Origin of the sequence: Bradyrhizobium sp. 186, assembly GCF_023101685.1 — a bacterium.
Classification (GTDB): domain Bacteria; phylum Pseudomonadota; class Alphaproteobacteria; order Rhizobiales; family Xanthobacteraceae; genus Bradyrhizobium.
In genome coordinates, this window is the sequence record NZ_CP082164.1 from 2591943 (window position 1) to 2617770 (window position 25828).

A 25828-nucleotide genomic window follows, 5' to 3' on the forward strand; every position below is an offset into this window, starting at 1 on the left:
TCCGCTCTGAAAGAAGAGCCGGGCATCCCTACGCTTGTGCAACCAGCCGCCACTTCGTCAAAACACGTTCGCTCTGGTCGCGGAACAACTCTAAGAGGGCAATGCTGTCAAGATGAACGAGAATGTCAGTCGGATCGAGGCTATCGTTGGGCGCAGGGTCAAGCGCGACATCACTCGAATGACGCAATTGATGAAGGGGAATCTTCAAAAGGCGGCGGAATCTATCCTGAACACGCCCGACGCCCACGTCGGTATCGTAACCGGCTTTTTTATTCAGCATGCAACCCCGCCGTCGCCGGAGACGGATGGTCTGATAGGAATGGGGCATCTCGCTGCCGGGCTCGCAAGCGCGGGCATACCGGTTACGGTTATCACCGACGCTCCCTGCGCAAAGGCGGTATGGGCCGTGGTCGACGCCGTTCCGGAACAGATTGACCTCGAGGTGGCGGCAACGAACGAGAGATCAGTATACCGTTTGCGGAAATCTCTTGAAAGTGCTGATCGACCGATCACTCATCTCATTGCTATCGAGCGCGTCTCGCCTGCGGCCGATGGTAAACCCCATCGTGAACATGGATGGGATATGTCCGGTGAGACCGCTCCGCTGCATCTCCTTTTTGACGATCTGACCTGGCAGCGGCGCTGGACCACCATCGGGATTGGCGATGGTGGCAATGAGATCGGCATGGGGTCTTTGCCCGCGGACGTCGTCGAGACGGAAATACCCAACGGCCGAGTCATCGCTGCAACGACGCCAGCCGATTACCTTATCGTGGCCGGGGTATCGAATTGGGGGGGCTATGGGCTTCTCGCGGCCATGGCCTGCCTGCAACCGGAGAAAGCCTCCGCGCTGCTGCGTCATTTTAATCGCGATATGGATCATCGCCTGCTGTCGGCAGCCGTCGAGATTGGGCAGGCGGTGGATGACAGCCGGGTAGATAGTCCAGGACGGCCACAAATGACCGTTGACAGAATCCCTTGGGAACAACATGCGATTCTGCTCGAGGAGATTGCCGCGGTCGTGGCCTGACGAGGCGACGGCGGGCGGGAGCCTGATGGATGTTTACATTTTGTCGTCGCCGTCGGCACCTCGCAGACAGTTGTGCATGACGCAAATCAAATCCGGACACCTTGGTGCAGTCCGCCCAAAGCCAGACGCCAAAGAATGTGTTCGAATGCGCGAGCGTGGGGTGGATGTTTAGCTGGCCTGCCGTCGACCATTCTAAGGAATTGCTGGTTTCGTTCGTACTTGGGATGGTCCGAAACGTCTTCCGGATCTCTCTCCGCCCTATCTCAGGGTATAGGCTTCGGTTCACCGCTCGTTGTTTTTACTTCGCCATGCAACACATATGCAACACGAGCCCCCTAAGGCATTGACGACACTGACAAGAGAATGGTTTCCTAAACCGTAGGTCGGCAGTTCGTGTCTTTCACGATCAATGTGTGCCTGAATGACGCGAAGCGCGGATATTCTTATGTTCGGCCGCGACCTAACGACGGCTTGCGGTGGTTGAATCCGGCGAGGCCGTCGTCATCGTGGGTGCGCGAGCAGAGCACTACTATTCCAACCCCCGCATCAAATTTATCGAGATTGGCGTTCCTCCCGTAGGTACCGCTCTTGTGAGACGCCGAGCTGATCGTCGGCGTGTGATACAGGACCTCGAAGAATGCTCACGCGATGTCGTCGCCGGATTGGTCGATGCCGTAGAGCATTGAGAGTTGCTGCCGTGGTCATTGGTTGGAGTGTCATCTCGGCTCGCTGCCAAATCAGACCTCCATAGAATGGCGTGTTACTCATAGCCGGAGCGTCTGATCAGGGGTGGCAATGCGAACAGGCCGAAAGCGACCATTCCCAACCCCACGGCAACGAAATTCCAGGTAACGTCGGCCTCTAACCGGACCACCACATAGCCTCCGAGCACCGCGATGGCGGCCCTGAGCAGAGCGGCGAGGACGGAGGCTTCCATCCGCCTGGTCGCTTGTCCCGCGCAATAAAGAACATAGCCGAGCCCAAAAAATCCGAAAAAGGGCCCGACGCGGTGCAGGTACTCTGCGCCGACTTGCAGCACTAACGGGTCCTGACTAAATATTCCGATCCATTGTTGCGGAAAAGCAGCCACGGCTAGTCCGATCAATTCGGCCAGCGTGAAGGCCATCAGCACACCAACCCAAGCCGCCTTTATGGCTCGTTCGATCTGACCGGCGCCAAGGTTTGCGCTTATCACGATTCCGACCGGACCGCCGATGCCGTAGCAAAGCGGGACCAAAAGAAACTCGAGCCGCGAGCCCGCGGCATAGCCGGCTAAAGCCTCGATCCCACTCATTCCCACATAGACCGTCACGATCGCGAGCGTCAGATTGGTGCTGGCTGAGACGATGGCCGACATTCCGCCGATGCGGAGAATCGCCAGCGTTGGCCCGAGGGAGAGTTTTGGCACATGAAATGACGGCTTAAGGATGCCGAGCCGGCCCCAAAGATAGGCTGCGTAGGCAAGCGTTCCCAAGGCATAATACACAAGCATCGCCACGGCGCCGCCCGACGGACCAAGCCCTGGGTAACCAAAGGCGCCAAAGATCAGTGCCGGCGAAAGCGGGACAAGAATGAGAGCTCCGCCACAGACCACGATCACCGGGACTCGCAAGTTGCCAGTGCCACGAACCACCGCCATCAAGAAGTTGAACATCCAGATCAGCGTGGCGCCCGCGAAAATGGTGGATGAATAGGAGACGGCGATCGCGACAGCGTTTCCAGAGATGCCCATATAACCGTAGAGGCTTGGACCCAGGACAACCATGGCGGCCGTCGTGGCGAGGCCCAACGGAATACTCAGGGCTACAGCGTACCACGCGTATTCACTTGCGTCGCCGATCCGGCCGGTCCCAAGGGCGCGTGCGACGGTCGTGACGATGCCACCGCCGATCGCGCCCTGGGCGATGGACGCGACCAGCGAAACGAGCGGAAAAACCGGCGCGACACCGGCAAGAGCATCTAGTCCCAGTCGCGATACAAAATAGACTTCGAGCAATCCGATCAGGACATAAACGGCCATGACGGTGGCATTGGGGATTGCAAGCCGCATGATCGTGGGCACGATCGGTTTCTCCAGCAGCATGCGGGAGCGGGCGTCAAGATCAGCGGGTTGGGTGCCAGGCTGCCGGTTCGCTTCCTTGTGCTGGCAGCCCTCGATGGCCCGCGCGGCGATTGCAGAAAATCCGACGGCAGCATCGCGCGATTCCCGGCTGCACTTGTCCGATAGCGAAAGGTCGTCAGTTCGACATGACATGTCGCGGGAAGCTTGCATGGCAGTGCTCCATTCAGAGCCTGACGACTACTTCTGACAAGGCCGCAGATCGAACGATAAGATTTGACAGCGCCTGTTAGCGCTTCTAACAACCTGCGAATGGCACCATTACCGCCGTTGGAAACATTGCGGGTTTTCGAGGTTGCTTGCCGCCACAGCAGCTACTCCGAAGCGGCGCGCGAGTTGCACGTGACGCACAGCGCCGTCAGCCAGCGCATAAGGCATTTGGAAGAAGAGCTGGGCCTCACGCTTTTCGAGCGGCGGGGCAACCGAATGGTGCCCACGTCGAGCGGACTTAGACTGCAGGCAGGCGTCAAGAACGCCTTCTCGGAATTGGGTGCAGCGCTCGGCAGCATCAAGACACACCGGACCGACGCAGAAATTACTGTAAGCCTGCTGCCGGTCATGGCAGCGCGCTGGCTGGTTCCGCGCCTTCCACGTTTCAAGGCCCGGTTCCCGCGCATCAATCTGCACATCAAGAGCGGTCAGTCGCTGGCCAATTTCAAATCGGACGGCGTCGACATCGCGATCCGGTTCGGGACGGGCGATTGGAAAGGGTTGCGGGCAATCAAGCTTCTCAATGAAGAATTTTTTCCGGTGTGCAGCCCCAGCCTGAACGAGGGCCGTCTGCCAAAAGATCCCGCATCGATGTTATCGCAGCCGCTGCTGATCGACCGCAACTTGTCGTGGCGCGCCTGGTTCAGGTCTGCTGGTTTGAAGCTTGATCGCGATATCGCAGGCACCTCATTTACCGATACGAACGCGCTGATGGAGGCCGCCTTGACAGGACAGGGGATTGCGCTCGGGCGCCTGTCGGTCACACGATCGGATATTCTGGCGGGAAAGCTGGTTCGCCTGTCCGAACACAGCTTGCGCGTTGCTTACTGCCACTATGCGGTTTACCCGATAGCTTCAGAGTCCAATCCAGCCTTGGTAGCTTTCCGGGACTGGCTGATCGAAGAGGCCCATCGTACTTAGGAAGCTGAAGGGCCGCTTCTGGCGCGAAGCGGTCACTCACCCCGATCGACAGGTTTGAGACGGCGCTGACGCGTTAGTCGAGCACACCTTCTGCGGCAGCGGGCTGGACCTTTCCTTTAAGCCGCGCGTCATTTTCCTTTTGCCTTTGAAACAGCTTTAGCCTCCCGCGGCTTTTTGTCGGATGGGGTGGATACGGCGGGTGTCTCCGCAATCGTCACACGGGCGATACCTCCAAGAGATCTCGCCAAGACTTCGCGCTGTGCAGCCAGCCTGTGTGTGTCGGCCCGTCCATCGCGACAACCATCAGCGATCCACAAATGGTACGCACGTTCTCGAATGGACTGCTCCAGATCCTGTATGTGCAGCTCCTACGTTTTCGATGGAAGCAATTTTGGCGCACACGTTTAACAAAAGGAAAACACGCGAACAGATGAACGGGCATCCCTTTCGGGACCAAGATCGGCTACGGCAGGGCGTCTTACCTTCATAGGCATCTAAGATGCTCTTGAATATTTGGTTGGCAGAATCTTCTGGCCAAGCGCGCTGATGTACATCCTTGACACTCGTGCCAATAGCCTCATTCTGATCACGGCCTTGCGCTTTGGCCTGATACGCTGATCGACATATTGGCTCCGAAACGTGACAATCACTGAGGGGGCCGTGTTGGCCAAACCGAATTTGGTCACTAGGGCAGGCGCTGATCGACCGGCGGCTCTCCCCGCCGGAAAGCTGGGCGCGGGACGCCGAGCGCCGGGCCAAGGCGCATGTGGGAGCTTTATTGGGGTTCAAACCAAAGCCAAAGCAGGCTGCGTTTGTGGCCCGCGCGTTTCGCTGCTTGCCCAAGAGCCAGGCTTTACCCCAGTAGCAAGTTCGCGACCCACGCCTTGAGAAAGGTGGCATCTGCCGGATTGGCGCTCGGATTGCCCGCGCGATGACCCCACACACTCGGGATCGAGCGCAGGGTTCCGGTTGCAAGATGGGGAAGCTCGGCCGCATTATCCGCAACGCGGAAATAGAGATCCGTCTCGCTCGGCATTAGGAGCATTTGTGCCTTTATGGACTGGAGCGCTTGCGTGAGATCGCCGTTGTAAAGAGTGTTGTCGCTGATATCACAGTGAAACCAAGCGAGTGCCTGCGCATAGAGGTTCGCCGCGCGGCATTGCGAAAACCGCTCGGCCCAATTGGTGCGGACGAAGGTTTCGAGATCTGGTGCGCCAAGCGCGCTTTTGTAGAGGCCGGCACGGTAGAAATCCTGACTCAGACCCCAGCCGGCGTAAATGTGGCCAAAAGCTCGAAGTGCCAGCACTGGCTCGCTTGAAAAGCGACCATTGCCGGTATGCTCGGGCGCGGCTTCGAGCGTGCGCAATAGGCCGGACAGAAAAACCTTGTTGTGATCGGCCGTCCGGGCACTACCGCAGACGACGAAGGCGCGTTCCACCATTTCGGGGTAGAGCGCCGCCCAATGATAGGCCTGCATACCGCCCATCGAAAATCCATAGACGGCGGCGAGTTTGTCCACGCCGACCATTTCCGTGACGAGACGGTGTTGCGCCCGCACATTGTCGGCGACGGTGACAAGCGCGGGATAATCCGACGTCTCCGCCGCGCCGGACGATTCCCCGTTCGAGAACATGCCCACGGCGATGATGCACCAGCGCGTGGGATCCAGAACGCCTTCCGGTCCGATCAGCCAGGACATATCCGCAAGACGCGCGGAATAGCTGCTGGGGTAGAGAATGAGATTGTCGCGCTTGTCGTTGAGCGTACCAAAGCGTTGCCAGGCGAGCCGGGCCTCGCGTATCACACCGCCTTTTTCCACGGCAAAATCGCCGAGTGCAAAGCTGTCCGTCTCATTCTCCAAACTCATCGCTTTTCTCCAGGGGATCCGTCTACGCCTTCTCGGCGGCCTGCGCTTCGAAAGCAACAGCAACACGCAGAAGGTCGAGGTCCGACCCGCGAGCGCCGATGATCGAAAGCCCCACCGGCGCGCCATCGGCCGTGGCACTCGGAAGATTGACCTGCGGCACGCCGGTGAGGCCGCCCTGGCTGGTCAGGCAGCTGATGCGTTCGCGCATGGGGTCCAGTTGGTGAAGCGGCAGACCTTTCTGCGGCGCCGGAAACGGCGTCGTCGGCAGGCAGAGGATCGTGCCTGATGGCAGCAGCATGCGGAGCCGGGCGCGGGCTTCCATCCGCATCAGGCTCGCGGCGTTACGCTCCGCATCGGTCATGACAGAGCCCTGCAACAAGCCCCGCGCCACGCTGAAAGCAAGCCGCGGATTCTGGCCATCGAGCCAGGGTTGGAACGTGCGCCAGGCCTCGCTTGCTTGCAGCACGCGTTGCGCCCGCTGCCAGACCGAAAGGCCTTGCGGCGCCAAGGTGACATCGCGCCGTTGGCCGATCAGCGCCGCGAGACGGCCGACGGAAGGCGCGAGCGCCTGCTGCACATTTTCATCCGCGAAGCCAAAGGCATCCGCGGCCACCAACAGCGTCGTCGGTAGCGTGGCGGGCAGGGCACTTCCGAACAAAACCTCGCCAACCCGCGCGAACGTCGCGGCATCGCGCGCGAACCAACCACAGGTATCGCTGCCCGGTGCCTGCACGGCAATGCCGGTGAAATCGATCCGCCCATGCGTCGGCCGGATGCCGTAAAGGCCGCAAAAGCTCGAAGGCACGCGCACCGAACCGCCCGTATCGGTGCCCAGCGCGAAATCGCAGGCCTTGGCGGCGACGGCCGAGGCCGATCCGCTCGACGAGCCACCCGGCACGCGGCCGGGCGCCGCCGAGTTCAACGGCGTGCCGTCATGCGCGTTTTCACCGAGAATGCCGAGCGATACTTCGTCGGTGATCGTCTTGCCCACGACTGAAGCGCCGGCATCGAGCAGGGTCTGCACGACCCATGCGTGACGGGCCGGCGTTGCGGCGAAGCGGGGCCAGTCGGGATTGCCGCCGCCGGTCGGCACGTCGGCGACATCGATCAGATCCTTGACCGCGAAACTGAGGCCGGCGAGTGGCCCCGCCGCCGCACCCGGCACCTGCGTGCGCGAACCCGGCACAAAAGCTGCGGTCGAGGTCATGACGCTTTCCGGTCTTGCCAGGTGCCCCCGGGCACGGCGGCGAACAATGCCTTGGTATAGGAATGCTTCGGGTTGAAAAAGATCTCGGCGGTCGGCGCCATCTCGACCACCTCGCCTTGTTTCATCACGGCGATGCGGTCGCAGACTTGCAGCGCGACGCGCAAATCATGCGTCACGAACAGCATGCTGAGATGCAGCCGCGCCTTGATATCGGCGAGCAGAGCCAGCACCTGCGCTTGCACCGACACGTCGAGCGCCGAGACCGGCTCGTCGGCGACCAGCACTTCCGGATGCAACGCGAGCGCGCGGGCAATGCCGATCCGCTGGCGCTGGCCGCCGCTGAACTCGTGCGGAAAACGTTGTGCGGCGGAAGCGTCGAGCCCGACGAGGCCAAGCAGCGCTTGCGCTTCTTCGCAAGCTTTGGCGGGCAGGGTGCCGTGGATGATGGGACCCTCCGCGATAATGTCGATGATGCGCTGGCGCGGATCGAGCGAAGCGTAGGGATCCTGAAACACCATTTGCACACGCTTGCGGACCGGGCGGAGCTGGCGCCGCGAGAGCTTGGCGATATCTGCGCCGCCAAGCAGAATTTCGCCGCCGTCGATCGGTAGCAGCCGCGTGATCGCGCGCGCCATCGTGCTCTTGCCGGAGCCGCTTTCCCCGACGAGGCCGAGCGTCTCGCCGCGGCGCAGTTCCATCGTTACGCCGGCCAGCGCCCGCGTGACACGTCCGCCAAACAGGCCTCGCGTGCCATAGGTCTTGGTGATATCGCGCGCCTCGACGATGAACGGTTGCGTATTCGCCGGCCGCGCCGCTGGCGGCCCGAGCTTTGGCACCGCGGCGATCAAGGCCTTGGTATAGGGATGGCTCGGCGCGCCGAGCACGGCGCCAGCGGTGCCGCGTTCGACCAAATTACCACGCTGCAGCACCGCGACCTCATCGGCAATGTCGGCGACGACGCCGAAATCGTGCGTGATGAAGAGAACAGATGTGCCGTGCTCGCGCTGGAGCTCGCGGATCAAATAAAGGATCTGCGCTTGGGTCGTGACGTCGAGCGCCGTCGTCGGCTCGTCGGCGATCAACAGGCGCGGATTGAGCAGCAAAGCCATGGCGATCATCGCGCGCTGGCGCTGACCGCCGCTCAATTGGTGGGGAAACGAACGGATGATGCGGCCGGGTTCCGGCAGATGAACTCTGTCGATCAGCTCGAGCACGCGGGCGCGGCGTGCAGCTTTTCCAAGCGGCGCATGGATGCGCAGCACTTCATCGAGCTGGCGGCCGATCGTGTGCAGCGGGTTCAGCGCCGTCATCGGCTCCTGGAAGATCATGCCGATTTTTGCGCCACGAATGGCGCGCATCTTGTCTTGCGGCGCGACGGCGAGATCCTGGCCTTCGAACAGGATACGGCCGCTCCCGACGCGGACATGCGGGCGGGGCAGCAGGCCAAGGATCGAACGCGCGACGAGCGATTTGCCCGATCCGCTCTCGCCGATCAGGCATGTCACCTTGCCGGCGCGCAGCACCAAATCGACATCGCTGACCGCATTGGCCCGGTCGGCGCCGGGCGGCAAAGAAATCGTGAGCTTTTCAAGTTCGAGGACGGTCTGGCTCATCGCTCACGCAGCCTCGGATTGAGGGCTTCGTTGAGCCCGTCGCCAATGAGATTGATGCCGAGCACCGTGAGCAGGATGGCGATGCCCGGAAAGGTGCAGATCCACCAGGCCGAGCGCAGCACCGCGCGCCCCGCGCTGATGATTAACCCCCAGCTCATGACATTGGGATCGCCGAGGCCCAGAAACGCCAATCCGGCTTCGAGCAGTATAGCGGTGCCGATCAGCAGCGAACCGACCGCGATGATGGAGGAGGCGCAGTTCGGCAGCATGTGATTGAAGATGATGCGCGCATCGCTCGCGCCGAGGCCCGCGCAGGCCTGCACGAATTCGCGGCCGCCGAGCGACACGAATTCCCCGCGCACGAGTCGCGCGATGCTTGGCCAGGAGACGGCGGCGATTGCGATGATCTCGCTAGAGACCGAGGGTGAGAGGATAGCGACGATCAACAGAGCGAAGATGAAGGCCGGGATGGTTTGGAAGAATTCCGTGATGCGCATTAGCACGGTCTCGGTGCGCCCCCGATAATATCCGGCGACCCCTCCGGCCACCGCGCCGAAGACAATTGCGGCGAGGGTCGCACCGACACCGATGATGAGCGAGGTGCGCGCGCCGTAAGCGATTTCCGACGCGACGTCGCGGCCGAGCGTGTCGGTGCCGAGCAGAAAGCGCCCGCCCGGCGGCTGCAAGGCGGGTCCAACGAGCTTGAACGGATCATCGGGGTAGATCACCGGTGTGAACACGACGAGCAGGAGCAGGCACAGCAGCACGGCTGCGCCGAACAGTGCCATCCGGTTGCGCGCGAACCGCGCGAAGCCCGCCCACATGTCAAATCTCCATGCGCGGGTCGAGCATGACGTAGATCACGTCGACGGCGAGGTTGATGATCACGATCAGGCAGGCTGACATGAAGAAGATTGCGAGAAGCAAATTGAGGTCGCGCGATTGCAGCGCGTTGAAGGCAAGCGTGCCGATGCCTGGCCAGCCGAAGACGGTTTCCACGACGATGGAGCCGCCGATCAGATTGCCGGCCTGAACGCCGGCGATCGTCACGATAGGCAAAAGCGCATTGCGTAGGACGTGACCCGTCATGATGCGACGCTCGGTCTGGCCCTTGGCGCGCGCCGTCGTGACGTAGTCCATGCCGGTCTGCTCCAGGACGGACGATCGCATGAGGCGCGCATAAAGCGCGAGGTAAAACAGCGCGAGCGAGACGGCGGGCATCACGAGATGGCGACCGACGTCCCAAACCTCGGCCCAGCCCTCGTGACCGGCGCCGACCGTGTCGAATCCGCTTGTCGGCAGCCAGCCGAGGCCGATCGAAAAAATCACGATCATCATCAACCCGAGCCAGAATCCGGGCGTCGCATAGGCGACGAGGCTGATCAGTGAAATGATGTTGTCGCGCCAGGAATTGCGCCCGGTCGCGGCAACCAGACCGAGGATGATGCCGAGCGCCACAGCGGTGCCGAACGCCGTCAACATCAGCAGGCTGGTTGGCCCGAGCCGTTCGAGAATCAGGCTGCTGACATCGGCATCGTTGCGGTAGGAATAGCCAAGGTTGAAATGCGCCATGTTCGAGATATAGGTCACGAACTGCATGCCGAGCGATTGGTCGAGGCCGAATTTATGGCGCAGCGCGTCCATATATTCGGGCGTCGCAGCGCCACTCTCGCCGGCGAGCACGGAAGCCGCGTCGCCCGGCGCGAGATGGATCAACAGGAAGTTGAGCACAATGATGCCGAAGATCACCGGCAGCGCGGTGACGAGTCGGTATCCCATATAGCGGGCGAATCGCACGGTCTACGTTTCCAGCCAGGCCCGTTCGAAAGCTTGCTGCGTGCCGAGCGGCCCGGTCGTGTGATCGTGAAGCTTTCGATTGAAGACCGAGACATATTGCACGTCGATGAGCCAGACCAGCGGGCAATCCTCGGCAAGGATCTGCTGCGCCTTTTTGTACAGTGCGGCACGCTTGTCGTGGTCCGGCTCGCGCATGGCCTCGTTGAGAATGCTGTCGAATTCCGGATTGGCGTAAAAGCTGTCGTTGACGAAGGTCACACCCTTGCGAATCTGCGACGTGAGATATTGCTTGTTGAGACCGTAGACCGGATCGACGCCCTGGCTCAGGAAGGGCTCGTTAATGTCGTAATCGTAATCGGTATAGACGCGCCGCAACCAAGTGGCGGTGTCTTCCGAACGCAGCGTCAGATCGATCCCGACGATCGCGAGCGCCTGTTTCAGATATTCGGCCTGGCGCAGCCATTGCTCGCCGAATGAATTGACCTCGAGATGCATGCCGAAGCGCATGCCATTCGCGCCGCGCGGCAGGCCCGCGCCGTCGAGCAGCTTGTTGGCAATGTCGAGACGGTCGGGCACGTCGTATTTTCGCACATCGTCGGTATAGAACCCGACGGTCTTGAACAGACTGCTGAGCGGGCCTGTAGCGGGCTTGCCGTAGCCATACATGACGTCGCGCAGGATCACCTTGCGATCGATCGCATAGGCGATGGCCTGGCGCACTTCTTTCTTGTCGAGCGGCGGGTGTTTGGCATTGAGTTCGAGCACGCTCAAGGCGGGCGTCATCTCATAGCCTTTCATCGTCGTATCGAGCATCGGGTTGGTCTTCATCCGTGCGAGATCGGCGTAATTCACGGCGCTGTAGCCGGCGAAATGCGCCTCGCCGGTCTCGAGCGCGGCAGAGCGCGTCGCGGCATCGGGGATGAAACGCGCGATGATATGGTCGAGATAGGGCAGCCCCGGCTTCCAGTATTTGTCGTTGCGGTCGAGCCGCACGAACTGTCCACGGTCCCATTGCCCGAATTTGAACGGCCCCGTGCCGATCGGCTTGTTGGCCGACGGATTCTGCAGGATCTGCGTTCCCTCGAAAACCGATTTGCACATGATCGGCAGATCGCGCCCAGCGAGCGCCTTCATGAGATAGGGCGCGGGATTGGCGAGAAGCAGAACCGCAGTCTTTTCGTCAGGCGTGTCGACGCCCGTCAGCTCGGCGAGCAGGAGCGGCGCGAAAGGGTGGTATTTCTTCAAAATCTCCATGAAGGAGAATTGGACGTCGGCGCTCGTGAAAGGCTTGCCGTTGTGAAATACAACGCCTTCGCGCAGCTTGAAGGTGATGGACTTTCCGTCGGGCGCGGTCTCCCAAGAGGTCGCGAGATTGGGCTGAGGATTCTGATCCCAGTCGTATGTCACAAGACCTTCATAAATTTGCGTGGCGATGGGCGGGATGTTGCCGGCGGTTACGGCATAGTGAGCGAGCGTCGAGGGCTCGGGCTGCACGATCATCACCATCGTGCCACCACGCACCGGCTGATCGGCCTTGGCCAAACCGTTGAAGATGGTGCTGGACGATGCGGCTAACCCGAGCGGTAAAGCCAGAGCGGTACGGCGTGATATTTTGTTCAAATGCGAGCTCCACTATGTTGTTCGCAATCTAGCAATTGGCATGCCACTTTTGCCGCTGCGGCAACCGGGCCACGGCAAAGTGAAGCATAGCGACGGCTATTTGGTTCAAGTGGCGAAGAGACAGTGCGTCGAATATGTCGAGCCACATCGCAAGGCCATGATTGAGGTGCGCGCGAAGCGGACGTTTTCAACCGACGCTATTAGCGTAGAGCTATCGTTGGAGGTCCCGAATGGTCTGCTGATTAGACAAAAATTGGACATCAAGACGGATGCTCGGCCCTAGCCTCCAAGATATGCCTCGCGAATCCGCGGATCGTCGGCAAGGGTCGCTGATAGCCCGGACAGTGTGATCGTGCCGGTTTCCATCACGAAGGCGCGCGCGGAAATATCGAGCGCCATCGCCGAATTTTGCTCTACCAGAAGGACGCTGAGGCCGGTACGCCTGTTGAGTTCCAGGATCTTGTCAAATACCTGCTCAATCACAATGGGTGCCAATCCGAGCGATGGTTCGTCCAGCATCAGCAGGTTGGGGCGGCTCATCAGCGCGCGGCCGATGGCCAGCATCTGCTGTTCGCCGCCGGAAAGCGACCAACCGCCCTGCGTCAAACGCTCCTTCAGGCGCGGAAACAGGTCGAGCACCAGCGCCAGATCGGCCTCGATTTCAGATTTTCTATAAGAGCGCGATGCCGTGCCTGTGATCAGATTCTCGCGCACCGTGAGGCCGGGAAAGATACGACGGCCTTCAGGGCAATGGGCGACGCCGGCGCTGACGATGTTCTCCACGGCCGCGCTATCAATCGTCTCGCCTTTCCAGTTAATTTTGCCCGAGGTCGGTCGGAGCAGACCGGAAATCGTACTCAGCGTCGTGGTCTTGCCGGCACCGTTGCTGCCGATCAGGGCCACGATTTCGCCCGGATCGACATCAAAGGAAATGCCCTTCAGCACTTCGATATGGCCATAGGAAACCCTGAGGTTTTCGACCTTAAGCATGCTGGTGCCGCCTGCCCAAATAGGCCTCGATAACCTTCGGATTACGCCGCACCTCCTCTGGCGTGCCTTCTGCAATCTTCTTGCCGAAATCCAGCACCACCACGAGGTCGCTGATGCCCATCACTAGGCGCACATTGTGCTCGACCAGCAGGATCGTTATGCCGCTGGTTTTCAAGTCCGCGATCGTACCAAGCAGTTTCATGCTTTCGGTCATGTTCATGCCGGCCGCCGGTTCATCGAGCAGCAACACGTCAGGTTTCGACGCGAGCGCTCGCGCAATCTCCAGTAATCGTTGCTGGGCGTAAGGCAGCTGTGCAGCCCGATCATTGGCACGGCCGCCGAGGCCAACGACCTCCAGTGCCTCGCGCGCACGATGCTCGATCTCCGCTTCTCTTTGCTTTTGACGGGCATTCTCTGTGACGATGTCAAACAGGGATATTGACGTGTTGCACGCGCCGGAAACCTTGACGTTTTCAATCACGCTCAGGTTATTGAAAATCCGGATGGTCTGAAATGTACGGGCAAGTCCAAGCCGTGCAATTCGATGTGGCTTAAGCCCGAACAGCTCCTGACCGTCGATTTGAATCGAACCGGCATCGGCATGCGAGGCGCCGCTGAGTGCATTGAGCAGTGTGGTCTTGCCGGAGCCGTTCGGTCCGATAATCGCCTGGACAACGCCGCGCGGAATGTCGAGATCGACGCCATCCAGCGCGACGAGGCCGCCGAACCGTCTGGTCACGCCACGCGCGGCGAGGATCGGGCGGTCGCTCATCGCGCCCCCGCGAGCCGAAGCCGCATCGTGGAGGCGATGGATGCGAGACCGCCGGGAGCCAGGACGATAACGACGATGACGCCGAGACCATAGAGCACCAGGTACCATTGTCCAAGAAATCGCAGAGCCTCCGGCAAAAGCGTCAGCGCCACCGCGCCGATGATACAGCCGGCAATCGAGCCCATGCCGCCAACGATCAGCATCGTCATGAGCAGGACGGCCTGGATTCCGGAGAAGCTGTCGGGGCTGATGAAACGGATGGAGGAGGCATACAGGCAGCCGGCCAGGCCGGCGTAGATCGCGCCTATGATGAAGGCGAGCAGCTTGGTTCTTGTGGTGTCGACGCCGCTCTGTTCGGCGGCAATCTCGGAATCCTTTGTCGCAATCATGGCGCGGCCGAGCGCCGAATGCCTGATCCGGCCCGCAACCAGCACAGCGACCGCCAGTACGGCGATCAACAGGTAATAATGTTGAATCTGTCCTTGCGGACCGAAGCCGAACAAGCTGATGCCAGGTATCGCTCGCAAGCCTGAGGTGCCACCCGTGACCGGCTCCCAATGCACGATGATCAGCCGTACTATTTCGCCGAAGCCGATCGTGGTCATGGCGAGATAGTAGGTTCGCAGACGCAGCGTCGGCAGGCCGAGTACGAGGCTTGAGGCGATCACGACCGCCACCGAAAGGAACGGCGTTGAGATCCAGGGCAGACCGGCCTTGGTGGCAATGGCAGTGGTGTAGGCGCCGAGCCCATAAAATGCGGCCTGGCCGAAGTTGATCTGGCCAGTCCAGCCGGTCGCGAAATTCAGACCGAGCACTACGATCGCGTTGAGCATGGCGATGTTGAGCAGTTGAATGATGTAGCCATCACGAGCCGCCAACGGAATCGTCAGCACGGCAATGGCGAACAGCCCGAGCGCGATCCAAGTCTTCAGGTTCGAGGTCTTCAACTTACACCTTCTCGCTGCTCTTTTCGCCGAACAGGCCTCGCGGCCATGCGACCAGTACGGCGATCATGACGATGAAGGCATACGCGTCGCGAAAGTTTGACGAGATGTAGCGAGCGCCGAAAGTCTCGATCAATCCGAGAAAGAGCCCGCCGATGACGGCCCCTGGCAGGTTGCCGAAGCCGCCGATGACGCTTACGACAAATCCCTTCAGGCCTAAGCTGCCTCCCATGGTGGGTTCGGCGAGGAATATCGGTGCCACCAGCAGACCGGCAACGCCGGAAAGCATCGCACCGAGCGCGAAAGCCACTGCAATGGTCCGGTTGACGGGAATTCCGACCAGGCGGGCCGTGTTCAGGTCCTGCGCGGTAGCCTGCATCAAGATGCCGAACCGCGTCTTTGTAAGCAGCAGGAATTGCAGCAGCAGGATTACCGCCAGTGTTACGAAGATGAACATCTGATGCATGGAAATTACGACGCCGGAAAATCGTAGCGGGGCGCCGTGGACCGGGGAAGGCATCGACACCGGCAATGGTCCCCAGATGATCAGCGCGAGGTTCTCCAGAACGATCCCCATGGCGATCGTCGTCAGGATCACCAAAAAGGGCGGTCGTCCGCGGAGCGGAAAATAAACCAGAACCATGAAGACGATGCCGACAAAGGCCATCGCCACCATGGTGATGATCCATGCCATCGCGACCGGCAATTCATGCGTCACGGCGCTGCTGATCCCAATGAACGCCCCCAGCATCAGGAGCTGTCCCTGGGCAAAATTGACGATCTGAACGGTGTTGAAGATCAGCAGCAGGCCTAGGGCGACGAGAGCGTAGATGCTCCCGAGTGCAAGACCGTTGATGACGAGCTGGCCCATGAAGGATCTAGAATCCGCTTTCCTTAATCGGCCCGGCAAGCTCCGGTGTCTTGCCCTTGTTGCGGTAGATGCCGAGCGTGTGTGCGAGATCGCCCCGCGCGTCCGCCTGGTAGTCGATCAACATGCCTTTCCAGTCTTTGGTGGCCGCCAATGCATCACGTATCGCCGGCTTGTCGCAGCCGACTTTTTCGACGATCGATTTCAGCAGATAGACGGTGTCGTAGTACGAGACGGTAAAATTGTCTGCCGGTATCTTGTATTTTTCCTGCACGCGTTTCGCCCAATCCAGGATTTTGGTGTCGGTCGATGTCTGCGGAATCATGCCGCCGATGGCGTAGCCGCCGTCGGCCTCTGCCGCCGACAGATTATTGAGCGTTGTCTGCGCAACCATGCTGGCGTTTCCGATCGTCGTCAGCTTGATGCCGAGATCGTTCATCTGCTTGATCACGAGCGTCACGTCGGCGGGCCGGCCGAACAGGATCAGGCTGTCAGCTCCCTTGTCCTTGATTTCCAGAAGCTGCGCGCTCATGTCCTTGTCGGACGGGGCATATGATGTCACCGCCGCCGGCGTCGCGTTGAATTTGGCGAGCGCGGCCTGAATGCCCCTGGAAGCACCAAGGCCGTAATCGTCTGCCACGGCCATGATACCGGGCTTGGTTTTGCCGAGCGATTTCACCAGATATTCAGGAATGAGATCGGCGAGCTGGCCGTCATGGACATGGGTCCGGAACAGCCACTTGCTGCCTTGCGCAGTGACCTTGGCATTTGTGGCGCCGACAAGAAACGGCGTCTCCGATTTGGTGACACCCTCGGTCTGCGCGAAAATATGCGGGCTGATCATCGATCCAAAGATAATCAGCGGCTTGCCTTCGAGTATACGATTCATCGCATTGAGTGCGTCGGTGCTGGATGCACCGGTGTCTTCCGTCGTCAGGGCGAGTTTCTTGCCGGCGATCCCCCCATTGGCATTGATTTCATCGACAGCGAATTCGACGCCGTTGCGGGCCTGCGTGCCGAGCAACGCCAGATTGCCGGTGAGGGCGGTGGTCAGACCAAACGGGATCGGTGATGCGCAACTCGCGGCGTCGGCCTTCGATTCACGTGCCACGCCCGCGGACAGGCAGATAACCGCCGCGCCGACGATCGCGCTCTTGAATGAATTTTGAAGCATCTGCATCTCTTTCTCTGATCGGTCATGATTTGTATGCAACCAAAGTGCCACCTTTGACCTTTCGCCTTTTGCCTATTTGGCCAGAAGCCGACCGGCAGATGTAGCGTCGGCGTCATTGTCCCTGCTGCGCTCGGTGATGGATTTGACCAACGATGCCTTCACACTCGATACGTGCTCGCGCATCAACATTTCTGCCCGCCAAGGCTCGCGGGCCGTGATTGCCTCATAGATCCGATGATGATCGTCGTGGCGGCGACGGACGTCGCGATGCTCGAAGGCAACGATGTTTCGGCTCGACGACACCGGCACATGGTGGCAGATCCGGATCATCTCGGCGAGCATCCGGTTGCGCGCGGCGGCGAGCAAAGTGTCGTGGAAGTCACCATTGATATCGCGATAGATCGTGAGATCGCCGGCTTCGAACGAGCCGCGCTCCAGCAATCTGTCGCCGGCACGGAGGCTGCGCTCGATCGTTGCCTTTTCGTCCGGACTGAGGCCGCGTTCGGCAGCAAACCGCGCCGCAACCCCTTCGAGCGATGCGCGGATCTCGTAGGCGTCGACAATGGCATCGAGCGGAAATTCGCGTACGGTGAAGCCTCGATTGGGTGCGTAATCCAGCAGTCCTTCGCCGGCGAGCGCTTGCAATGCGGCGCGCACCGGCGTGCGCGAAACCGCCAGCGTCCGGCTGAGCCTGACCTCATTGAGCCGCTCTCCGGCGGCGACCGAGCCGCTCAGGACGGCTTCTCGGATCTGGTCCATCACCGAGAGGGCTCGATTGCCAGCGCGCGATCCACCGGTTGGCTCCAAAATAGCTTGCTCCGAATGGTCGGTCATGGAACGCCCGCGTTGCTCAGAGTGAGTACACTTGAAAGTCTACCCAGGAGCATTCCACCACATGTCCCCTCAGAAATCCATATTTTGCTGTGTAATTTACATGCCTATATAACGGGCGTGGCGCGGAAATGATATGCAGCGACCAAAGTGTATGTAATTTTGGTTGACTCAGCACTGACTTCAACGAACCATGGGGCGTCCAGTAATGGCAAAAATGGCCTAGGTCCGATGGCGACAGCGAATCCCAGCATCAGCGAAAGCGCCATCGAGCAGATCACCGCTGATCGCGGTCCGCACTACGAGCCGTTCGGCTGGCATCATTGGCCGGAGTATCCCTGGCTCGCCTACCAATTTCGCCGGGCGCTCGGTGAGACCCAGGAAGGGGGCGGCAGCGTCAGCGAGGTGATGCAGGCGGGATCGCGGATGATTCCGGGCGATCTGGAAAGCTGGCACGCCGAGTGGACGCGGATTGCCGACCGCAACTGGGGGCGCGGGCTCGCCGAAGAGAAGTCAGGCCACGTCCGCACCGCGATGAACTGCTTCCTGCGCGCGGCAGACTATTACCGACAGGCCGAATTCCATCTTGAGCCCGACGATCCGCGCCGGCTTCCCACTTTCGAAAAGATGGAAGCCTGCTCGCACAAGTTCATCGGTCACCTCAATCCGCCCGGCGAGGTGGTCGAGATTCCTTACGAGCCGGGCAAGCCGATCTGCGGCTATTTCATTCGCGCGCCGTTTCCCGGCGATAAACTGCCGGTGCTGATCTGCATGGGCGGGCTCGATTCCATCAAGGACGAGATGTGGTTCATGCAGGCCCATGGCTGCCTGCAGCGCGGCATCTCGGTGCTGATGATCGACGGGCCTGGACAGGGCGGCACGCTGCGTCGCCACAAGATCGTCACCCGCGCGGATAGCGAAGTACCAATCGGCAAATACATCGACTGGCTCGAACAGCGTCCCGACGTTGATGAGTCGCGCATCGCCGTGTGCGGATCGAGCCTCGGAGGCTATTACGCGGCGCGCGCCGCGTGTTACGAGCCACGCTTGGCGGCAGCTATTTCGCATGGCGCGATTTGGTCGGTATACGACATGTGGGGCACCAAGGGCGACGACTTCGGTCTTGCCATGCATATCCGCTGGGTGTTCGGCGCGAAAACGATGGCCGAAGCACACGCGCTGATGAAGCCGTTCACGCTGAAGGGGCATCTCGAACACATGGCTTGTCCCTATCTGGAACTGCACGGCGGCCACGATGTGCTGACGGTGACCGCGGCGCGCAGCACCTACGATTATGCCAGGGCGCACGGCGTTGACGCGACGATGCGGGTGCTCGACCCCGAGGAAACCGGCGCCGAGCACTGCCAGCATGACAATCCAACCATCGGCCAGGAAGTGCTGGCCGATTGGCTCGCCGATCGTTTTGGAATCGATCAGCGTGCTTTGTTGAGAACATCCATCAATCCCTTGATATGAGGCGCGCAATGAATCTCGGAGTCGATCATCCCAGGGCCGCTGTGGTCGCGATCGACCTGCATCGCGGTCATCTCGATATGGCGGTGGCGACCATGCCGACCGCGCCCGAGGTCGCGACCCGCATCATCGCCGCCAACAAGCGGCTGTTCGACTGGTGCCGCAGCGTCGATATTCCGATCGTCCATCAGGTGACGTCCTATCGCGACGCCGACGAAATCCGCGCCAATCCGTTCTGGCGCACCCGGGCCGAGGACCCGATCGCCACCCGCAAGAACGTGATGCGTCACAACATCATCGATGGACCCGGCTGCACGGTGATGCCGCAGCTGCTAGATTCCCGTGATTTCATCGTCGACACCAAGAAACGGTACGACTGTTTCCTCGGCACCGATCTCGATTTCCTGCTGCGCTCGCACGGCATTAACACCCTTCTGATCACCGGCGTGAATACCAATTCCTGTGTGTTGGCCACTACGACCGCGGCCAATGTCCGCGATTATGCGGTGATAGTGGTCGAGGACTGCATCGACAGCATGGATGGCCCTGACTTGCACGCAGCCGGTCTCGACTGCATCAAGACAGCCTTCGGCTTCGTGATGGACACCGACGCGGTGATCGCGCTCGACGGGCTTGTCCCGCGACGGACCAGCGCTGCATGACCGCTCAGATTCTCAACCGACTGAAGAGTAACTTTCTATGACCGGCCCCATGATCCCGCGCGACCGCTGCGACTATTCCGCCATTGTCGACCGTCCGGCGCTGAAGCTGCCGGGCGGCGCCCGCATCGTGATCTGGACCATTGTCAATCTCGAGGTCTGGGACATCGGTAAGCCGATGGCACGACAGGTACTGCCGGCGCCAACCGGCATTCCGCTGCTGCCGGATGTGCCGAACTGGAGCTGGCATGAATACGGCATGCGCGTCGGCGTGTGGCGTTTCTTCGATCTCTACAAGAAACTTGGAATCGCGCCGACCCTCTCGATTAATGCGCGAGTCTGCGAGGATTATCCGCGCGTTGCTCAACAGGCCAAAGACGCCGGTTGGGAATTCATGGGCCACGCCTATGAGCAGGGGCCGATCCACAAGGAGCCGGACCAGAAGGCAATGATCGATCGCTCGATGGGCGTGATCGAAAAATTCACCGGCAAGCGGCCGTTTGGCTGGCTCGGACCCGGCCTGACCCAGACGCTGGAGACCCCCGAATATCTCGCTGAAGCCGGCGTCAAATATATCGGCGACTGGGTCTATGACGACGAGCCGACCGTGATCCGTACCGCCAAAGGGCCGCTGGTGACGCTGCCCTATACGGCAGAGTTGAACGACATTCCGATGATGATGGTGCAACATCACGAGAGCGATCATATGCTCAAGCGCGCTATCGACAGCTTCGACCGGCTGTATGAGGAGAGCACGGATCGACCGAAAATCCTATCGCTCGCGATCCACCCTTACATCAGCGGACAGCCGTTCAGGATCAAGTATCTTGAGGCGATCTACGACTACGTGAACAAGTTCGAGTGCGTCGTGCACTGGAATGGCGAGCAGATTCTCGATTGGTACAACGGGCAGATCGCCGTGCAGCCGGGATCGAGGGCATGAGCGCGGGGGTTCAGCGCGTGCTGCCTGCGATCCCGGCCACCGAGGTGCCGGTCGTCGGCAGCGGCTTCTTTCCCGTTCGCCGGGTCTATTGCGTCGGCCGCAACTATGTCGACCACATTCGCGAGATGAAGGAAGCCGACGAACGCGATCCGCCGTTCTTCTTCCAGAAGCCGCGCGATGCCGTGGTGCCCGATGGCGCGCAGGTGCCCTATCCGCCGTTCACCTCCGATTTTCAGTTCGAGGTGGAACTGGTGATCGCGATCGGCCGCGGCGGGCGTGACATTGCCGTTGCCGACGGGCGCGATCATATCTGGGGCTATGCCGTCGGCATCGATTTGACGCGGCGCGATCGTCAGCGTGACGCGCGTGATCAGCGTCTGCCGTGGGAAGTCGGCAAGAGCTTCGACGCCTCTGCGCCGTGCGGCACCATCGCGCCGGCGCGCGATGCGCGGCATTTCAAGGGCAGCATCATCACGCTTTCGGTGAACGGCACCGAGCGTCAGCGTGGCGATATCGGGCAGATGATCTGGAGCGTGCCCGAGGTGATCGCGCAACTGTCGAAGCAAGTCACGCTCGGCGCAGGCGATCTGATTTATACTGGCACCCCGGCGGGAGTCGGTCCCGTTGTGCCGGGCGATCTGATTGCCGCCCATATCGACGGGTTGCCTTCGCTTACCATCACCATCGCTGCACTCGAGGCATGACCATGCTGCCCACCGAACGCATCGCCTATTCGCCGATTGCGACCCGTCCGCCGCTGAAGCTGCCGAATGGCGCGCGGATGGCAGTGTGGGTGATCGTCAATATCGAGGAGTGGGACGCCAAGCAGACGATGCCACGCACCGTGCTGACGCCGCCGGCCGGCGGCTCACCAACCCCCGACATTCCGAACTGGGCCTGGCACGAATACGGCAACCGCGTCGGGTTCTGGCGCATCCTCAAGGTGTTCGACGAATTCAAGATCCCTGGCGTACTCGCCATCAACGGTTCGGCGCTCGCGGCCTATCCGCCGATCGTCGAGGCGGCGATGGCGCGGAATTGGGAGTTCATGGGCCACGGCTTCACCCAGCGTAACATGCAGAAGGTGGAGAACGAGAGCGAGGACATACGCAAGACCGCCGACGTGATAGCCAAGGCGACCGGCAAGCGGCCACGTGGCTGGCTTGGCCCTGGTCTCACCGAGACCTGGGAGACTCCTGACCTGCTCAAGGAGGAGGGGTACGATTATGTCGCCGACTGGGTGCTGGACGACCAGCCCGTCTGGCTCAAGACCACCACCAAGCCTATCGTCAATGTGCCCTATACCCAGGAATGCAATGACGTCGCGATGATGCTGATACAGCATCACAAGGCCTCGGAGTATTACGACCGCGCCATCGACCAGTTCGAACAAATCTACGACGATGCAGCGGATTCCGCCCGGGTCATGGCGCTGGTTTTGCACCCCTACATCATGGGTGCGCCGCATCGCCTGAAATATTTCCGCCGTATCTTCGAAACCATCCGGAAGAAGCCGGATGTCGCGTTCATGACCGGAGAACAGATCCTCGACTGGTATCTCTCCGTGGGACCGAAACCGCCGTAGTCACGGATCAGGGATGAGTATCTTTCAACTGCTCAATGGATTGACCTTCGCCGCCCTGCTGTTTGTGGTGGCGAGCGGCTTCACGTTGATATTCGGGTTGCTGCGCATCGTCAATCTGGCCCATGGCGCGCTGTATCTGTTCGGCGGTTACATCGGCTTCACCGTCGCAGTAAAGACCGGCAGCTTTGCGTTCGGCGGCATTGGCGCCATGGCTGCCATTGCAGCGATCGGCTTCGTGCTCGACCAGGGTTTGCTGCGTTTTGTACGTGGCAACGAGCTGCGTCAGGTGCTGCTGACGCTCGGCTTTGCGTTCGTACTTAACGATCTTGCCCTGGTGATCTGGGGCGGCGACAGTTTTACGGTGCCGATCCCGCAGGCGCTGCGCGGCGGCCTGCATGTGTTGGGCGTGTTTTATCCGACCTATCGTTTGTTTGTGTTGGTCACCGGCATCGTGGTGTTCGCAGCGCTTTGGCTGCTGCTGAATCATACGCGTCTCGGTGCCTTGATTCGCGCCGGCGTCGATGATGCCGAGATGGTAGAAGCGTCAGGGGTCAACATCCGCCGCGTGTTTCTTGTCACCTTTTTGCTAGGTTCGGCATTGGCCGGCCTGGGCGGCTTGATGGGCGGCGCCTTTCTCTCGCTGTATCCGTCGGCCGATGCCGAGATCCTGGTATTCAGCCTCGCGGTGGTGATCATCGGCGGGCGCGGCAGCCTGGTCGGTGTTGGTGTCGGCAGCCTGCTGGTCGGCCTGCTCAACACGTTGGGCCAGGTGATGTTTCCGGAACTGGCATATTTCGTGATTTTCGGTCCCATGGCGGTGCTGCTGGCATTCCGTCCACTCGGTCTGTTCGGACGGACCGCATGACGATGCCGCTCACACCGACGCCTCTGCGTGTCGCCGGGATGACTGGTCGCGCAGCGCTGATCGCCGCCATCGTTGTTGTCGCTGCCGCGGCGTTGCCACTGGCGCTGTCGAATTATCAGGTCGGACTCGCCACCGAAGTGCTGATCTTCGGTATTCTCGCGATGTCGATCGATATCCTTGCCGGCTTTGCCGGGCGTACCTCGCTTGGCCATGGCGCGATCTTCGGCGTCTCCACCTATGTCGTCGTCTACGCCACGACCCATGCCGGACTGCCGCCGGCAATCGCCTTCGCCGCCGGCGTGTTGGCCGCCACAGCGGTTGCGGCGATCTTCGGATTGCTTGCGGTGCGCACCTCTGGTGTCTACTTCCTGCTGCTGACATTGGCGCTTGGCATGATCGTCTGGGGTATCTGCTTGCGTTGGACCCAGGTGACCGGTGGCGAAAACGGTATGCGCGGCGACGTTCGTCCAGCGGTGCTGTTGACCAACAGCGCGTTTTATTGGGCCGTGCTTGCCAGCGCCGCAGTGGTGGCATTTGCGATGTGGCGGTTCGTGCGCTCGCCGTTCGGCCTGACGCTGCGCGGCATCCGCGACAGCGAAAGCCGCATGCGCAGCCTCGGCTACAACGTGCCGCTACATTTATTCATAGGATTCGCGGTGTCCGGATTCTTTGCCGGAGTCGCAGGCGCACTGTATGCAATGTTCAACAACTTCGTCAGCCCGTCGACCGTGGCGTTGGCGCAGTCAGTCGAGGGCGTGTTGATGATGATCGCCGGCGGTGTAGGCACGCTGTTTGGCGCGTTTGTTGGCGCCGCCGCGATCATCGCGCTGGAAAACGTGGTCAGCGCCTATACCGAGCGCTGGCAAATGGTACTCGGCATCACCTTCATTCTCATCATGATCTTTGCCCCTGAGGGCATCATCGGCAGGCTGCGCGCCACTCTGACGCGCAAGGTGCGTTAATCGAATGCTTTTACGAAGGATATCGAAATGGACCGCAGGCAATTTCTGAAAAGTACAACGGCCGCATTAACCGTGGCAGGCGTAGGCGCCGGACCATGGCGCAGTGCCCAAGCGCAGGCAGGCCCGATCAAGATCGGTCTGCTCGCGCCGCTCACCGGCGTTGTCGCGTCGGGCGGCAAGGAGATGGTCGAGGGCGTGCAGTTCTATCTTGATCAGGTCAAGGGCGAGATGGCTGGCCGAAAGGTCGAATTGGTGATTGAGGACGACGCCTCCAACCCCGATACCGCCTTGCAGAAGGCACGCCGCCTGGTCGAGCAGGGCAATTGCGACATGCTGATCGGTAATCTGCTCGCCAACACCGGCCTGGCGGTCGCCAACTACGTCAAGGGTACTGGCACGCCATACTTTATTCCGATTATTGCTGCCGACGACCTGACGCAGCGCCAGCGTATCAAGAACGTCATCCGCGTCGCCGGGTACAGCGCCAGTGAATTCACCCATCCGCTCGGCGATTGGGCGCTGAAGCAGGGTTACAAGAAGATCGCTACCATCAGCCAGGACTATACCTTCGGCCACGAGCAGTGCGGCGGGCTCGCCCAGGTGTTCACCGAAGGCGGTGGCGAAATCGTGCAGCAGTTCTGGCATCCGCTCAATACGGCGGACTTCAGCCCCTATCTGGGTCAGATTGCCGACCTCAAGGTCGATGCGATCTTCGCGATGGAGACCGGTGCGGATGCTACCCGCTTCATCCAGCAGTATTCCAGCTTCGGCCTGAAGGCGAAGACACCGCTGCTCGCCGCGATGAACGGCACCGACCAGTCGGTGATCCGGACGCTTGGCGAGGAATGCGAAGGCATCATGTCGCCAGCGCATTTTGGGGAGGGTTCTGACAATCCGGTGACGCAGAAGTTCGCCAGGGAGTATGAGGCAAAGTACGGCAAGATCCCGTCGCTCTACGGTTTCTCGATGTATTCCGGCGTGATGTGGATCGACGCAGCGTTGAGGAAGATGGGTGGCAAGGTCGAAGACCGCGAGGCCTTCATCGACACCGTATTGAAGACCGAACTCGATGGCTCGCCGCTCGGCAAGGCCGTCAAGCTCGATGCCTACGGCAACCCAATCTACGACGTCTATATCCGCAAGGTCGTGAAACGCGCCGACGGCAAATTCTGGAACGTGCCGGTCACCACCTATCCGAACGTCTCGCAGTTCTGGAAATACGATCCGGAGACCTACCTGAAGCAGCCGCCCTATTCGCGCACCTTCCAGGGCATCAAGAAGGCCTGATCCATCACCGATTTCGGGACGCGGCCCAATAGCCGCGTCTTGACTATAATTGATCGCTTTGCCGAATGGCGAACCGGTGTCCACTTCGCCC

General features: G+C 60.6%; 24 protein-coding genes. 10 read left to right on the top strand and 14 right to left on the bottom strand.

Going from position 1 to position 25828, the window contains the following annotated elements; genetic code table 11:
* Nucleotides 1-112 precede the first annotated feature (112 nt).
* Nucleotides 113-1030: a glutamate cyclase domain-containing protein gene (locus IVB18_RS12100; RefSeq protein WP_247989368.1), complete on the top strand. Its 918-nt coding sequence runs from the start codon at nucleotides 113-115 to the stop codon at nucleotides 1028-1030.
* Between the two features lie 760 nt (nucleotides 1031-1790).
* Here the strand turns inward: IVB18_RS12100 and IVB18_RS12105 are convergent.
* The gene (locus tag IVB18_RS12105) at nucleotides 1791-3302 is read right to left on the bottom strand and encodes an MATE family efflux transporter (protein ID WP_247989369.1); all 1512 of its coding nucleotides are present in this window, start codon (nucleotides 3300-3302) and stop codon (nucleotides 1791-1793) included.
* A 99-nt stretch (nucleotides 3303-3401) separates the two neighbouring features.
* On the opposite strand from IVB18_RS12105, the gene gcvA reads away from it, so the two are divergent.
* Complete coding sequence (gcvA, locus tag IVB18_RS12110; protein ID WP_247989370.1) at nucleotides 3402-4280, top strand: transcriptional regulator GcvA; 879 nt, start codon at nucleotides 3402-3404, stop codon at nucleotides 4278-4280.
* Between the two features lie 128 nt (nucleotides 4281-4408).
* Here gcvA and IVB18_RS51575 read toward each other — a convergent pair whose 3' ends face one another.
* The 13 genes from IVB18_RS51575 to IVB18_RS12170 form a co-directional block, all read right to left on the bottom strand.
* On the bottom strand, nucleotides 4409-4645 hold the full coding sequence (locus tag IVB18_RS51575) for a DUF2934 domain-containing protein (RefSeq protein ID WP_346732663.1): 237 nt from the start codon (nucleotides 4643-4645) through the stop codon (nucleotides 4409-4411).
* A 488-nt stretch (nucleotides 4646-5133) separates the two neighbouring features.
* Nucleotides 5134-6147, bottom strand: coding sequence for an alpha/beta fold hydrolase (locus IVB18_RS12115; RefSeq protein ID WP_247989371.1), 1014 nt, complete (start codon nucleotides 6145-6147; stop codon nucleotides 5134-5136).
* A gap of 22 nt (nucleotides 6148-6169) precedes the next feature.
* Entirely contained in the window at nucleotides 6170-7354 is a 1185-nt protein-coding gene (locus IVB18_RS12120) for an amidase (protein ID WP_247989372.1), read from the bottom strand.
* The gene (locus IVB18_RS12125) at nucleotides 7351-8967 is read right to left on the bottom strand and encodes an ABC transporter ATP-binding protein (RefSeq protein WP_247989373.1); all 1617 of its coding nucleotides are present in this window, start codon (nucleotides 8965-8967) and stop codon (nucleotides 7351-7353) included. The genes IVB18_RS12120 and IVB18_RS12125 overlap by 4 nt, the downstream gene beginning before the upstream one ends.
* Entirely contained in the window at nucleotides 8964-9791 is an 828-nt protein-coding gene (locus IVB18_RS12130) for an ABC transporter permease (protein ID WP_247989374.1), read from the bottom strand. Before IVB18_RS12130 ends, IVB18_RS12125 begins: the two co-directional genes overlap by 4 nt.
* Nucleotide 9792: 1 nt before the next feature.
* On the bottom strand, nucleotides 9793-10764 hold the full coding sequence (locus tag IVB18_RS12135) for an ABC transporter permease (protein ID WP_247989375.1): 972 nt from the start codon (nucleotides 10762-10764) through the stop codon (nucleotides 9793-9795).
* A 3-nt stretch (nucleotides 10765-10767) separates the two neighbouring features.
* Complete coding sequence (locus IVB18_RS12140) at nucleotides 10768-12384, bottom strand: ABC transporter substrate-binding protein (protein WP_247989376.1); 1617 nt, start codon at nucleotides 12382-12384, stop codon at nucleotides 10768-10770.
* 279 nt (nucleotides 12385-12663) lie between these two features.
* Nucleotides 12664-13374 (bottom strand): ABC transporter ATP-binding protein, encoded by a 711-nt coding sequence (locus IVB18_RS12145; RefSeq protein WP_247989377.1) that lies wholly within the window; start codon nucleotides 13372-13374, stop codon nucleotides 12664-12666.
* Nucleotides 13367-14146, bottom strand: coding sequence for an ABC transporter ATP-binding protein (locus IVB18_RS12150; RefSeq protein ID WP_247989378.1), 780 nt, complete (start codon nucleotides 14144-14146; stop codon nucleotides 13367-13369). The genes IVB18_RS12145 and IVB18_RS12150 overlap by 8 nt, the downstream gene beginning before the upstream one ends.
* Nucleotides 14143-15093: a branched-chain amino acid ABC transporter permease gene (locus IVB18_RS12155; RefSeq protein WP_247989379.1), complete on the bottom strand. Its 951-nt coding sequence runs from the start codon at nucleotides 15091-15093 to the stop codon at nucleotides 14143-14145. The genes IVB18_RS12150 and IVB18_RS12155 overlap by 4 nt, the downstream gene beginning before the upstream one ends.
* A 1-nt stretch (nucleotide 15094) precedes the next feature.
* A complete protein-coding gene (locus IVB18_RS12160; protein WP_247989380.1) occupies nucleotides 15095-15961 on the bottom strand; it encodes a branched-chain amino acid ABC transporter permease in 867 nt (288 codons plus the stop codon).
* A 7-nt stretch (nucleotides 15962-15968) separates the two neighbouring features.
* The gene (locus tag IVB18_RS12165) at nucleotides 15969-17132 is read right to left on the bottom strand and encodes an ABC transporter substrate-binding protein (protein ID WP_247989381.1); all 1164 of its coding nucleotides are present in this window, start codon (nucleotides 17130-17132) and stop codon (nucleotides 15969-15971) included.
* Nucleotides 17133-17204: 72 nt separating this feature from the next.
* Nucleotides 17205-17891 (bottom strand): GntR family transcriptional regulator, encoded by a 687-nt coding sequence (locus IVB18_RS12170; protein ID WP_247989382.1) that lies wholly within the window; start codon nucleotides 17889-17891, stop codon nucleotides 17205-17207.
* Between the two features lie 303 nt (nucleotides 17892-18194).
* Here IVB18_RS12170 and IVB18_RS12175 point away from each other — a divergent pair, with 303 nt between their 5' ends.
* From IVB18_RS12175 to IVB18_RS12210, 8 genes are read left to right on the top strand one after another with little or no spacing between them, the layout of a single operon-like run.
* Nucleotides 18195-19439: an alpha/beta hydrolase gene (locus IVB18_RS12175; RefSeq protein WP_247989383.1), complete on the top strand. Its 1245-nt coding sequence runs from the start codon at nucleotides 18195-18197 to the stop codon at nucleotides 19437-19439.
* Between the two features lie 8 nt (nucleotides 19440-19447).
* Nucleotides 19448-20098: a cysteine hydrolase gene (locus tag IVB18_RS12180; protein WP_247989384.1), complete on the top strand. Its 651-nt coding sequence runs from the start codon at nucleotides 19448-19450 to the stop codon at nucleotides 20096-20098.
* Nucleotides 20099-20135: 37 nt separating this feature from the next.
* Complete coding sequence (locus tag IVB18_RS12185; RefSeq protein WP_247989385.1) at nucleotides 20136-21038, top strand: polysaccharide deacetylase family protein; 903 nt, start codon at nucleotides 20136-20138, stop codon at nucleotides 21036-21038.
* Complete coding sequence (locus IVB18_RS12190; protein WP_247989386.1) at nucleotides 21035-21742, top strand: fumarylacetoacetate hydrolase family protein; 708 nt, start codon at nucleotides 21035-21037, stop codon at nucleotides 21740-21742. The genes IVB18_RS12185 and IVB18_RS12190 overlap by 4 nt, the downstream gene beginning before the upstream one ends.
* A gap of 2 nt (nucleotides 21743-21744) precedes the next feature.
* Nucleotides 21745-22623 (top strand): polysaccharide deacetylase family protein, encoded by an 879-nt coding sequence (locus tag IVB18_RS12195; protein ID WP_247989387.1) that lies wholly within the window; start codon nucleotides 21745-21747, stop codon nucleotides 22621-22623.
* 13 nt (nucleotides 22624-22636) lie between these two features.
* Nucleotides 22637-23488: a branched-chain amino acid ABC transporter permease gene (locus tag IVB18_RS12200; protein ID WP_247989388.1), complete on the top strand. Its 852-nt coding sequence runs from the start codon at nucleotides 22637-22639 to the stop codon at nucleotides 23486-23488.
* Nucleotides 23485-24450: a branched-chain amino acid ABC transporter permease gene (locus tag IVB18_RS12205; RefSeq protein ID WP_247989389.1), complete on the top strand. Its 966-nt coding sequence runs from the start codon at nucleotides 23485-23487 to the stop codon at nucleotides 24448-24450. Before IVB18_RS12200 ends, IVB18_RS12205 begins: the two co-directional genes overlap by 4 nt.
* A 27-nt stretch (nucleotides 24451-24477) precedes the next feature.
* Nucleotides 24478-25737, top strand: a complete 1260-nt coding sequence (locus tag IVB18_RS12210) for an ABC transporter substrate-binding protein (protein WP_247989390.1) — start codon at nucleotides 24478-24480, stop codon at nucleotides 25735-25737.
* Nucleotides 25738-25828: the final 91 nt, after the last annotated feature.